This window comes from Rhodococcus sp. NPDC060090 (assembly GCF_042729855.1).
Taxonomy (GTDB): domain Bacteria; phylum Actinomycetota; class Actinomycetes; order Mycobacteriales; family Mycobacteriaceae; genus Rhodococcus.
In genome coordinates this window covers 1-11363 of record NZ_JBHWXB010000017.1, presented here as the reverse complement: position 1 = coordinate 11363, position 11363 = coordinate 1, and the positions used below count along the sequence as shown (strand labels likewise).

General features: G+C 66.7%; 11 protein-coding genes. 7 read left to right on the top strand and 4 right to left on the bottom strand.

Going from position 1 to position 11363, the window contains the following annotated elements; all coding sequences use genetic code 11:
- The first annotated feature begins 7 nt into the window (after window positions 1-7).
- The 6 genes from ACFWCF_RS21410 to ACFWCF_RS21385 are packed head-to-tail and all read left to right on the top strand — an operon-like array spanning window position 8 to window position 6827.
- Window positions 8-1024: a phosphotriesterase gene (locus ACFWCF_RS21410; RefSeq protein WP_378565706.1), complete on the top strand. Its 1017-nt coding sequence runs from the start codon at window positions 8-10 to the stop codon at window positions 1022-1024.
- A 40-nt stretch (window positions 1025-1064) separates the two neighbouring features.
- Complete coding sequence (locus tag ACFWCF_RS21405; protein WP_378565703.1) at window positions 1065-2045, top strand: phosphotriesterase; 981 nt, start codon at window positions 1065-1067, stop codon at window positions 2043-2045.
- 14 nt (window positions 2046-2059) lie between these two features.
- On the top strand, window positions 2060-3175 hold the full coding sequence (locus tag ACFWCF_RS21400) for an FAD-dependent oxidoreductase (protein ID WP_378565700.1): 1116 nt from the start codon (window positions 2060-2062) through the stop codon (window positions 3173-3175).
- Window positions 3176-3178: 3 nt separating this feature from the next.
- Complete coding sequence (locus ACFWCF_RS21395; RefSeq protein ID WP_378565697.1) at window positions 3179-4105, top strand: alpha/beta hydrolase; 927 nt, start codon at window positions 3179-3181, stop codon at window positions 4103-4105.
- A 26-nt stretch (window positions 4106-4131) separates the two neighbouring features.
- Window positions 4132-5079: an MBL fold metallo-hydrolase gene (locus ACFWCF_RS21390; RefSeq protein ID WP_378491255.1), complete on the top strand. Its 948-nt coding sequence runs from the start codon at window positions 4132-4134 to the stop codon at window positions 5077-5079.
- The gene (locus ACFWCF_RS21385) at window positions 5076-6827 is read left to right on the top strand and encodes a CocE/NonD family hydrolase (RefSeq protein ID WP_378565694.1); all 1752 of its coding nucleotides are present in this window, start codon (window positions 5076-5078) and stop codon (window positions 6825-6827) included. The genes ACFWCF_RS21390 and ACFWCF_RS21385 overlap by 4 nt, the downstream gene beginning before the upstream one ends.
- Before the next feature lie 49 nt (window positions 6828-6876).
- Here the strand turns inward: ACFWCF_RS21385 and ACFWCF_RS21380 are convergent, their stop codons facing one another.
- From ACFWCF_RS21380 to ACFWCF_RS21365, 4 genes are all read right to left on the bottom strand, one after another.
- Window positions 6877-7446 carry an AAA family ATPase gene (locus ACFWCF_RS21380; RefSeq protein ID WP_378565691.1) on the bottom strand — a complete coding sequence of 190 codons (570 nt, stop codon included), beginning with the start codon at window positions 7444-7446 and terminating at the stop codon, window positions 6877-6879.
- Window positions 7443-7829: a hypothetical protein gene (locus tag ACFWCF_RS21375; protein ID WP_378565688.1), complete on the bottom strand. Its 387-nt coding sequence runs from the start codon at window positions 7827-7829 to the stop codon at window positions 7443-7445. The genes ACFWCF_RS21380 and ACFWCF_RS21375 overlap by 4 nt, the downstream gene beginning before the upstream one ends.
- 104 nt (window positions 7830-7933) lie before the next feature.
- Window positions 7934-8266 (bottom strand): VOC family protein, encoded by a 333-nt coding sequence (locus ACFWCF_RS21370; RefSeq protein ID WP_378491296.1) that lies wholly within the window; start codon window positions 8264-8266, stop codon window positions 7934-7936.
- 220 nt (window positions 8267-8486) lie between these two features.
- The gene (locus ACFWCF_RS21365) at window positions 8487-8834 is read right to left on the bottom strand and encodes a hypothetical protein (protein ID WP_378565685.1); all 348 of its coding nucleotides are present in this window, start codon (window positions 8832-8834) and stop codon (window positions 8487-8489) included.
- A 73-nt stretch (window positions 8835-8907) separates the two neighbouring features.
- On the opposite strand from ACFWCF_RS21365, the gene ACFWCF_RS21360 reads away from it, so the two are divergent.
- Window positions 8908-9981, top strand: coding sequence for a class I SAM-dependent methyltransferase (locus tag ACFWCF_RS21360; RefSeq protein ID WP_378565682.1), 1074 nt, complete (start codon window positions 8908-8910; stop codon window positions 9979-9981).
- The last annotated feature ends 1382 nt before the right edge of the window (window positions 9982-11363 follow it).

Here is an 11363-nt window from a genome sequence, read left to right as displayed (position 1 = left end):
CACGCCGATGAGTGGCCCCAGCACCTCCGTCGACACCCCCACCACAGCCACCGCCCACACGGTCCTGGGCTCCGTACCCGCCGACCAGCTCGGCGTGACATCGATCCACGAGTCGCTCCTGTCGGTCCTGCCCGGCGCCCAGTACGCCCACGACCTCACCCTCGACCGCGTCGACATCTTCGACACCCTCGAAACGAAGCTGACCGACTTCAAAGCCGCGGGCGGCGGCACCCTCGTCGACGCCACCGGCCAATTCCACGGCCGCGACCTCCCCCTGCTCGAAGCGCTCTCCCGCGCGACCGGCGTCCACATCATCGCGTCCACCGGCCAGGGCCCCGAGTCGATGCTCGGCGGATACTTCCTCACCCCGCAGACCAATCCGCCGACCCCGTGGCCGGCGCAGAAATGGGCCGCGCTCTTCGCCGCCGAAATCAGCGAAGGCATGGTCGTACCGCGCATCGAGCGCCGCGGCGCCGCCGGCTTGATCGCCACCGCCGTGACCCGCGCCGGCGCGACCGCCACCGACACCGAACTTCTCCGCGGCGCCGCCCGCGCTGCACTGCAGACCGGCGTCGCGCTCTCGTTCCTGCCCGGCGCCGACCCACTCGGCGAACTCGAGATCGTCCTCGCTGAAGGCCTCGAAGCCGACCGGGTCGTAGTCTGCGGCGTCGATCGACTCGGCTCCGACGGCCTCGCCCAGAAACTCGCCGCCCGCGGCGCCTACGTCACCCTCGATCACGTCGGCACCGAAGGCCACCACGAGGACAACCTCGGCGCCACCGGCTACCTGACCGACACCGCCCGCGTCGCACTCGTCGCCGACCTCGTGGCCGCCGGCCACACCGACCGGATCCTGCTCTCCAGCAGCGCCACCGGAGCTGCCTTCGGGCACCCGGCCACCGACGTCGCCTTCACCCACATCCTCGACAGCTTCGTACCGGCCCTGCGTGCCGCGGGGATCGACGACGCCACCGCCACCGCGATCCTCGTCGCCAACCCCGCCGCCCTGCTCACGGTCCGCTGAACGTCCCCGGCCCGACTCTCTCGAACACGAGGTGAATCCCATGTCCCACGTCAACACCGTCCTGGGCGCCATCCCCACCGCGGAACTCGGCTTCGTCGCCGTCCACGAGCACATCGGCTACGGCATGCCCGGCTCCGAACTCGACACCCAATGGTGGAAAACACCCGAGCAACGCTACGACGAGACCGTGCCGAAACTACGGACCTTCCACGAGAACACCCTGCCCTACGGCGGCGCCACCTTCGTCGACGCCACCGGCATCTGCAACGGCCGCGACGTGAACTACTACCAATCGCTCTCCGAGAAGACCGGCGTGCACATCGTCGCCTCCACCGGCTTCGTCGGCGGCGACACAGCCCTGCCCTTCTTCGAACGCGCCGACGTCGACTACCTCACCGACCAGTTCATCCACGAAATCACCGTCGGCATCGGCAGCACCGGCGGCAAGGCCGGCATCATCAAAGTCGGTGTGAGCCGCGGCTTCAAGATGAAAGACCTCGACCTGCGCATCTACCGGGCCGCCGCCCGCGCCGCGCTGGCCACCGGGGTACCGATCTTCACCCATCTCGCCGTCGACGTCGAACCGGCCATCGACATCTTCCGGGAAGAAGGACTCCCGCTCGACCGGGTCCTGTTCGGCCACGCCGACGACGGCGTCAGCCAAGGCAAGGTCCGTGACCGCTGGATCGCCGAGCAGGGCGGACGCATCGGCTTCGACACCTTCGGCTACGACCTCGAACTGCCCGACCCACCGTTCTGGGGCCGACCACGCCAAGAGCGCCTCGACCACTTCCTCGGCTACCTACGCGACGGCCTGGTCGACCGGGTCCTCGCCTCCGCCGACGCCAACTGCAGCCCACTGGGCTGGCCCGGAGTCAAGGGCCACACCGTCAACTACCTCTTCGAGACGCTCATCCCCGCCCTGCACGAAGCCGGCATCGACGACGCCACCATCCACCGGATCTTCGTCGAACTCCCCGCCGACTTCCTCGCCGTCACGACCCTCGCGACCACGAACTGAGAAAGAGCACCTCCATGGACGTCCAGAATCTCAACATCGCCATCGTCGGTGCCGGCTACGCCGGCGCCGCCACGGCCAGGGCCCTGATCAACCTCGGCGCACACGTCACCGTCTACGAACAGGCCGCCACCGTCGGTGAGGTCGGCGCCGGCATCGGACTGCGCCCATCCTCGCTCGCCCAGTTCCGGAAGCTCGGCATCCTCGACGACGTCGAACAGGTCACCTCACCCAGCGAATCCTTCGAGATCCTCACCGCCACCGGCAATCTCATCGCCGAAGAGACGTGGCCCGAAACCGAGGAACACGGCACCACCACCCGGTTCGTCCACCGCGCCGACTTCATCGACGTCCTCACCGGTGTCCTGCCCCCCGGGGTGATCCAGCTCGGCCACCGCCTCGGCACGATCGTCGACAACGGCACCGACGCCACCCTCACCTTCACCAACGGCAACACCGTCACCGCCGACCTCGTCATCGGCGCCGACGGCATCCGCTCCCGCGTGCGCACCGAACTGTTCAGCACCGCAGAACCCGTCTTCGCCGGCGAACACGCCTACCGCGTCATCGTCGACAACGACAAGACCCACGGCGTGCCACTCGACAGCAAACTACGCATGTACCTCGGCCACGGCACCAAGGTGTACGTGCTGCCGCTGCAACACCGCGGCCAGGTCTCCTACGACGTCACCGCACTCAACGCCGACCCCACCCCTGCCCCGCAGATGACCCGCGACAACCTGCTCGCCACCCTCGACGGCTTCGACGAACGGCTCGTCGCGATCGCCCGCGACCTCGACTGGGACCAGGTCAACATCCGAGCCGTCTACGACATCGACCCCATCGAGCGCTGGCATTCCGACGCCGTCGTCCTCGTCGGCGACGCCGCCCACGCCATGTGCCACCACCAGGGGCAGGGCGCCAATTCGGCCATCCTGGACTCCGGTGCACTCGCCGATGCCCTCGCGACCGCCGACTCGGTCCCCGCCGCGCTCGCCGCCTACCAGACCAAACGCAAACCCATCACCGACGAACTGCAACGCATCTCCCGGCTCGGCTGGTCCGAAGACGAAGTCAACAGCGTCTTCCCCGGTCAGAAACTCGGCGAGATCGCCTCGACGGTCGAGGCCTGAACCATGGCACTGCATCCGACCATCGCCGAGATCCTCGCGAACCTGCCCCACCCGGAAGGCCCCCTCGACCCGGCCGCCATGCGCGCCGGTGACGACGCGCAGGTCCCGCCCCTCGAGGAGCGACTTCCCCTGCACACCGTCGACGACACCATCGCACACACCCCCACCGGGGATGTCCCGATCCGGATCTACACCCCCGTCGACGCCGACACCTACGGTGTGCTCGTCTACTTCCACGGCGGCGCCTTCTTCCTCGGCAGCCTCGAGACCCACGACCACGTGGCGCGATCCCTGGCCCACGAGACCGGACTGAAGGTCATCGCGGTCGACTACCGGCTCGCCCCGGAGAACGCCTTCCCTGCCGGACTCGACGACTGCTACGCGGTGGTCCGGTGGGTCGCCGACCACGGCGACGAACTCGCCTGGGACGAGAAAACGCTCGCGATCGCCGGCGACAGCTCCGGCGGCACCTTCGTCGCCGCTGTCGCCGCACTCGCCCACGACGACGGCTTCGAGCGCATCACCCACCAGGTGCTGTACTACCCGTCGCTGGATCTGGACTTCGACGTCGACCGCTATCCGTCGCTGCGTGAGAACGCCGAAGGCTACGGCGTCGAAACCGCCGGATTGAAGGGCTTCAACTCCTTCTACACCGACAGCGGCGCCGACCCCGCCGACCCGCGCGTCTCACCCCTCAAACGCACCGACCTCACCGGGCTGCCTCCGGCACTGATCGTCACCGCGCAGTACGACCCCATGCGCGACGAAGGCGAACGCTACGGCGCGCGACTCACCGACGCCGGCGCCGAGGCCACCGTGTCCCGCTACGCCGGCGCCAACCACGGCTTCGTCCAGCACTTCTCGTGGATCCCCGACTACCACCAGGTCTTCGCGGAGACCGCCGCGTTCCTCAGGGGCGACCGGAAGTGAGCCGCCCCGTGGTACCGATCCACCCGATGCAGTCGCCCTGGGGCCGATTCCACCTCTACACCTTCCTCATCGACGCCCCCGAAATGGCGATCGTCGACACCGGCATCGCCTCCTCCCCGGCAGACGGGATCACACCGGCGCTCGAGGCCCTCGGCCGCCGCATCGAAGACGTGAAGTGGATCCTGCTGACGCACGGCCACATCGACCACATGGGCGGTGCGTACGCTCTCTGGGAGATGACCGGCCGCCAGGCGCAGGTCGTCATCGGCGCCGCCGACGCACCGTTGCTGCGCTCACGGCAGGCCCACGTCGACGAGTACCTCACCGGCCGCGGCCGGTACCTCCACGACCCCGAAGGCGCCGCCAAGGTCGCCGCCGCGGGCCACGCGGTGATCTCCGGTGAGATGGAACCCACCATGCAGGTCACCGGCGGCGAGCAGATCCGTCTCGGCGCCGTCGACGGACAGGAGGTGACCGTCTCCGTCCACGCCATCCCCGGCCACACACCCGGCTCCGTCGCCTACGTCCTCGACGGACAAGACGACGTGTTCGTCGGCGACGCCGTACAGGTCCACGGAGCCGCGAACGGCTTCCCAGGCTTCACGGACCCGGCCGCGTACCGGCGCAGCCTCGAATACCTGCGCGACGAGATCCGGCCCCGGCACCTGTATCTGGGCCACCCCTACCGACGGACCGACGGCACCCCGTACGGCGTCGAACTCGACGCCGAGCAGGCCGCCGAGGCGCTCCGCGAAAGCCTCGACATCGAACACCGGGTGGGCACGGCCGCCCACACCTGCCTGTGCGCAGAACTCCACGACACCGATTCGCCGTACTCGCCGTTCACACCGGTGGCCGACGCCCTCGGCTACACCCACGATCCGACCCTCGAACCGTCGCCGTTCTTCACCTCGATGCACGGCTACTCCCTCGAACACCGACACCGCCGGCCCCACCGAGAGGAACAGCGATGACCGACACCACCTGGCACACCATCCAGGCCGGCGAACAGCAGATCGCCGTCACCAAAAACCTGCGGATCCCCATGCGCGACGGCACCGCACTGGTCGCCGACGCCTACCGCGGCGTCGACGAACCCGACGCGGTGACACCCCGGCCCGCGCTCGTCGCGCTGAGCCCCTACGGCAAAGAACTGCAAGCCCTCGCCCTGACGATGCCACCGCAGCGCCGCCCGTCGCCCATGTGGGACGGCTGCATCGAAGCCGGCGACATCGCGCGTGTCGTCGCGAACGACTACGTCCACGTCATCGGCGACCTCCGAGGCTCCGGAGGATCCGAAGGCGAACACATCGGCAACTACAACGCCGGGGGAGTGCCCCTCGGGCAGGACGCCTACGACTTCATCGAATGGGTCGCGGCACAACCCTGGTGCGACGGCAACGTCGGCATGATCGGCATCTCCTACTTCGGATCGATGCAGGTCCTCGCCGCCGCCGAACGCCCGCCGTCACTCAAGGCCATCTTCGTCTCCGGCGGGCACTACGACTTCTACGAGACCACCTACCACGGCGGCATCATGTGGCTCATGCCCCGCGCCGCCCGCGAGGGCCGCGGCGGCGACTCGGGCTGGGCATTCACCGACCGCGTCAAATCCCGCATGCTCGAAACCTACTCGGCCGCGGACATCGAGAAGCTCGTCGCGGAACGACTACAGGACCCCGACATTCAGTCCTGGCCGAACCTCGTCCACACCCTGCACTACCCGACGAACCACGAAGCCTGGTTCGACATCGTCATGAACGACGTCGACGGCGACTGGTACGAGGAACGCAACCCGGTCAACCTCGCCGAGAACATCGACATCCCCGTCTGGCTGCAGATCGACCAGGGCCGCGGATGGACGATGGACGGCACCATCGAATGCTTCGACCGCATCCCCGCGGCGAACAAGAAGCTCACCATCGGCCCTTACCCGCCCATGCAGTCGCGCCCCTTCATCGAGGAACACGACAAGATGTTCCGCTGGTACGACAAGTGGCTCAAGGGCATCGACAACGGCATCGACACCGAACCCGCCGTCTCCGTCTTCGTCGAAGGCACCCGCGAATACGTCGAAGGCGACGCCTTCCCGCCGAAGCCGGTCGAACATCGAGAGCTGTTCCTCCGGCCGCGGGGCAAGCTGTCCTTCGAGCCCGAAGCCATGGGCGTCGAACACGCCGCCCCCGACGGATTCTTCCAGGCGCCGCTGACGGTGACCGACAAGGTCGAAATCCTCCGCTGGTCGACTTCGGTGTTCGAGGAGCCGACCGAGCTCATGGGAACCGGCGCGTTCCACCTGTACGCCGCAATCGACCAGGACGACACCAACTGGATCATGCGACTGTGGGACGAACGTCCCGGCGGCGCGCGTCAGCTCCTGACCACCGCGTACCTCAAAGCGTCGATGCGTGAACTCGATCTCGAACGTTCGACCCCGGACAGCCCCGTCCACCCGCTGACCCGCAAGGTGCCGGTCGAACCCGGCGTCATCGAAGAATACGTGCTGCGCGTCTACCCGTTCGCCGCCACGATCCTGCCCGGCCACAAGATCGTGGCCGAATTGTCCTGCAACGAACCGTTGTTCGACGACCACAACGCGCTGCTGCCGCCGGACGCGTTCCACGTGCCGGTCGGCCGTCCGGTGACCCACAAGATCTATCGCGACGCCGCGCATCCGTCGCGGCTGGTGCTGCCGTTCAGCGTCGGCAGCGCAGGGGAGTAGCACCACCGAACTCCCGGGCCGGTGTCGCTTGCAGCGACACCGGCCCGCATCATTTCAGCTCGGTGAGCGCCGCCGGTGCCCACCGCGGCCAGCGCACCGATCCGATCGGCGCACCCGCCGCGAACCGCGCCACCGGCGCCGGAGTCCCCGAAGCCGTGTCGTACACCGTCGCCTGATCCGCGCGGCGGATCGCCTCGACCACCAACGGCCACAATCGTTGATACCGCGCTCGGATCTTGTCGTCCGGCACGGAATGCCCACCCGCGGACACCCGGTGCGCCACACGCGCGACCGACATGGCCTCGGGCACCACCATCACATGCAGCACCACCACGAACCCGGCGCGCTGCGCCCGATCGATCAGTTCGAGCTTCGACTCGTGCGAGAACACCGTCTCCGCGATGAACGAGCGCCCCTCGGCGATGAACCGGTCCCGCACCGTCGCCGCGACCTGCGCCGCCTCGTACGACATTTCCTCGGCCCGATCCGGCCACCGTTGCCGCGCGATCACATCCGCATTGACGAACACACTGAGCGGCAGCAGCGGAGCAAGCGACAACTCCACGAACGTCGACTTACCGGCACCGTTCGGGCCGACCACCAGATCCAGACGTCTCATGCGTCGTCGAGCACCCGCGTCGTTCCATCCGGATGCCGCTCGACCAGACGCCCCTTGTCATCGAGCACGACCGTCGTGACACCGCGCCCGGCAAGCACACCGACATAGTCGATATCTGCCAGATGGTCGGCGAGCCGGGTGTCGGTCTCCGCGTTGAACAGGCGCCCCTCGGCATCGGTGAGATCGGCGAGCGGGCGCGACCCGGACAACGCGTCGTGCACTCGGCGCAGCGAGGCGCTCTCGTGGGCGGTCATAGCCCGTCCGATCCGTGCCCAGTATTCGAGTTGCTGACGTCCGGTGCGGTTCTGCCGGCCGCCCTCGGCGATGGCGCTGTCGACGAGTTCTGCGTCGAATCGGGTGACCTTGTCGGTGGACGGAGCCATCACGACCTCCTCGTGTTGCAGTTTGCTACCGATTGTAGCGGGGTGTAACGACGAACGCCCGGCCGGACCCTCACAGGGGGTCGGCCGGGCGTCGAGGGGGTCGGTCAGCGAGGAAGGGGGCTGTAGAACACCAAGCCGTTGCCCTTGTTGTCGTACACCACCGCGCGCCGCTCGTGCGCATCGTCATATGGACCCTTCACGATGCCGCCGCCGGCCTCTTCGATGGCCTTCGCGGCGCCGTCCACGTCGTCGGTCTTGATGCCGACGACAACCTGGCCGTGGATCGGGTGGTCCACCGAGGTCGCGAGCGCCAGGGTGACGCCACCACCGTCGAGGGCCGCGAAATGTGTGCCGTCGCGGAATTTGAGACCCATGCCCAGGGTGTCGCTGTAGAACTTGATCGACTCGTCGAGATCGTCGGTCGACAGCACGATCATCTTCACTTCATGGCTCAAGATTGCCTCCTCGGACGAAAGTTGCCTCAGCGTAACCTGATCCGAGACCGATCGGTCAGGGTCGATGGTCACCCGTTGCCGGAACCCTGTCGCGGTTCGCAGCCGTCGGGAAGCGATAGTCCCGGCGGGGATGCCGGCGGAGCCGCACCATTACCAACGGAGCACCGAGCGCTACCTCGCAGCTCAGTTGCGGGCAGTGACCTCAACCTTTGCGCAGGATGCTGCCGATGGTGTCGGCGAGCGGACCGGACTGGCCGATGAGGGCCAGGTCGATGGCGTCGTGGGTGGCATTACGCTTACGAATCGACTTGGCTTGCACCCCGATGAGAAACTCCTTGCTCAAGAGCAGTGCGTCCAGGTCGTCGTACATATCGAGTAAGCGGGTCAACTCGCCGATCGTCAGTTCGACGGTGCCGAGGAGAGGGTCGTTCATGGATGCGCGGTCGAGGCGGTCGCGCAGCTCGGCCACGAGTAGGTCGTCGGCGGGGGTGTCGTCGCGGTGCACGAACTCGAGGGTAGCGATGTCGCGTCCGAGAGTGTGTGAGTGCATCCGTGTGGCCGATCGCACTGGGCTTCCGAACGCCTAGAATATGATGCACATCACTATATCGAGGAGGTGTGCGATGACCACACCCGACATGGAGGAAATCGATCAAGGCAAACTCGAACAGACCCTTGGGCAACTGGTCACCGACATGGGCGCCGCACTGAACAGTGCACTGGTCATGATCGGTCTCGACCTGGGGTTCTGGGAAGCGCTCGACGGCAACGGTCCGACGACGTCCGATGCTCTGGCAGAACGCACCGGCGTGCGTGAACGCTATGCGCGGGAATGGTTGTCGGCGCAGGCTGCAAGCGGGTACCTCATGCACGACGCGAGCGCCGGCACCTTCACACTTGCGCCCGAGCAGGCGATGGCGTTCGCTCGCCCGGACAGCCCGGTCTATCTCGCCGGCGGCTACCATCTGGTCAGTGCCGTGTTCAAGGACAGGGAGAAGATCACCGAACGAATACGTCGGGGCGAAGGATTCGGATGGCACGAACATGACACCGAGTTGTTCACCGGAACCGAACAGTTCTTCCGTCCGGGCTACCGCACCAATCTCGTCGACGCGTGGCTCCCTGCACTGAATGGCGTCGTCGACAAGCTCACGGCAGGCGCAGAGGTGGCCGACATCGGCTGCGGGCACGGCGTATCCACGACGCTCATTGCGCAGGCCTTCCCGAACTCGACCGTGCACGGCTTCGACTACCACGACGGATCCATTACTCGCGCACGAGAACTGGCGGCCGAACAGGAGGTCGAGAACGTGGACTTCGTCGTTGCGTCGGCGGCGGACTATCCGGGTCGCGACTACGCCTTGGTGTGCTACTTCGATTGCCTGCACGACATGGGCGACCCGGTCGGTGCACTGAAACACGCACGCGACACGATGGCCGACGACGGCGCGGTGATGCTCGTCGAACCGTATGCGCACGACGATCTCGCCGAGAATCTCAATCCGGTGGGGCGGATGTACTACGCGGCCTCGACGGTGCTGTGCACGCCGTCGTCGCTCGATCAGCCGGTCGCGCTCGGTCTCGGTGCGCAGGCCGGCGAGGCACGACTCGCCGCGGTCGCGGCCGAGGCCGGATTCGGTAGCTTCCGTCGCGCGACGGAAACGCCGTTCAACTTGGTTCTGGAGGCACGGGTCTGAGTCTCATTACGTCACTGTGACGTTTCTAGGTTGCGCGGCGGGTTGCCAGGGGAGCGGGCGCCGAGCGCGCCCAGTGCAGAAACGGCGACTGCGGAGGTCGCTGAGGAAATTTGAGGGTGGGGCGCCATCCCGTGGCGTCCCACCCGCGCACGTCCACAGGTCGCCGGGACCGCTGTGATGGCGTGCACATGAACACGAATGCACTTACCGGAGGTGTGCGCCGCCGACCGTCAGGTCACCATCAGCGGCGGGTTGGTCGCGACGGCCAGGACGAACGGAACGAGTACGGTTGCTAAAACGTCACAGTGACGTTTTAACGGGATTGGGTCGGCGCGCGAGGGGACGGGATATCGAGCAAGATTGATCAAAACCGAGGCGGACACAGGCAGTCGGCGGGACGGCAAGTCGGATGTCCGGCGGCGCCGGCGACCGACCTTGCCCGCCAGAATCTTTTCCGGTGAGATGTCGGCGAATCGCATGATGAGCGCCTGACGGATGTCGACGTCGTCAGGCGATGACGTCGACGATGTGGTGCACCGACATGGTGCACCGACATGGTGCACCGACATGGTGCACCGACATGGTGTGCGATGCGCGTGATGAAAGTCGATGTGCGGCGTGGCCGCCGAACACGTGCAAAACCCCAGGTGAATCGGTATGCCAAATTTGCCGATAATCTACATTATGTCAAGTGAAGGAAATCTGGGCCTACCCGACCGCTGTTCGGGGCGGGTCCCTGCATGGCGCGTGAGCATGACTGCGCCGTGGCGCGCCGCGGTGTCGACCGTTCGGTGGGACCTCCCGTCGTAGCCCCCTTCCTGGGTTCTGTCGCAGACCTGCCCCGCATCGAAGCCCGCAGACGCTGCCGGGATCAACATCGGCGTGCAGCCGAATGGATCGCCCGGCGCATTTGGTTGTCGCGCGTCGTCGACTCACTACACATCGACGATCAGGGTGCGCCGACCGACACGGGCCGGTGTGGCGAGTCAGGTAGGCCCACCCCCACCCCAAGACGCCCTGCCCCACTCGAATTGATCTTGATGGATAATCACCATTATCCATGAAATGGATTGGGCGACAACAACTATAGAAAGCGCTTTCGTCATATCGACCTCGGGAGGCTGCACATGCCCGATTCGAACGACGTCGCACCGGAGCGGCTCGTCCCCCGCGCCCCGCGGGGTCTGGTCGCTCGCTGACGCTGTATCCGAGCGTCCATGCCTCGGCTGCTGCGCAGCCCTGCTCGTGCGACGCACCACGAGATGAGGATGAGTACGAAGGACTGCGTGTCGACGGCACGTGAATACTGACCCCGGCATGGCATCTCAAATTTGACCCCCTCTCCACCGATCCTGGTTCGAGTCGAGCCAGGAGGGACGAAG

Bases quoted from the DNA above. Each gene is read 5' to 3' on its own strand.
- ACFWCF_RS21365 (WP_378565685.1), bottom strand. From the start codon at position 8,834: ATGCACTCACACACTCTCGGACGCGACATCGCTACCCTCGAGTTCGTG.
- ACFWCF_RS21405 (WP_378565703.1), top strand. From the start codon at position 1,065: ATGTCCCACGTCAACACCGTCCTGGGCGCCATCCCCACCGCGGAACTC.
- ACFWCF_RS21380 (WP_378565691.1), bottom strand. From the start codon at position 7,446: ATGAGACGTCTGGATCTGGTGGTCGGCCCGAACGGTGCCGGTAAGTCG.
- ACFWCF_RS21360 (WP_378565682.1), top strand. From the start codon at position 8,908: ATGACCACACCCGACATGGAGGAAATCGATCAAGGCAAACTCGAACAG.
- ACFWCF_RS21375 (WP_378565688.1), bottom strand. From the start codon at position 7,829: ATGGCTCCGTCCACCGACAAGGTCACCCGATTCGACGCAGAACTCGTC.
- ACFWCF_RS21370 (WP_378491296.1), bottom strand. From the start codon at position 8,266: ATGATCGTGCTGTCGACCGACGATCTCGACGAGTCGATCAAGTTCTAC.
- ACFWCF_RS21390 (WP_378491255.1), top strand. From the start codon at position 4,132: ATGCAGTCGCCCTGGGGCCGATTCCACCTCTACACCTTCCTCATCGAC.
- ACFWCF_RS21385 (WP_378565694.1), top strand. From the start codon at position 5,076: ATGACCGACACCACCTGGCACACCATCCAGGCCGGCGAACAGCAGATC.
- ACFWCF_RS21400 (WP_378565700.1), top strand. From the start codon at position 2,060: ATGGACGTCCAGAATCTCAACATCGCCATCGTCGGTGCCGGCTACGCC.
- ACFWCF_RS21410 (WP_378565706.1), top strand. From the start codon at position 8: ATGAGTGGCCCCAGCACCTCCGTCGACACCCCCACCACAGCCACCGCC.
- ACFWCF_RS21395 (WP_378565697.1), top strand. From the start codon at position 3,179: ATGGCACTGCATCCGACCATCGCCGAGATCCTCGCGAACCTGCCCCAC.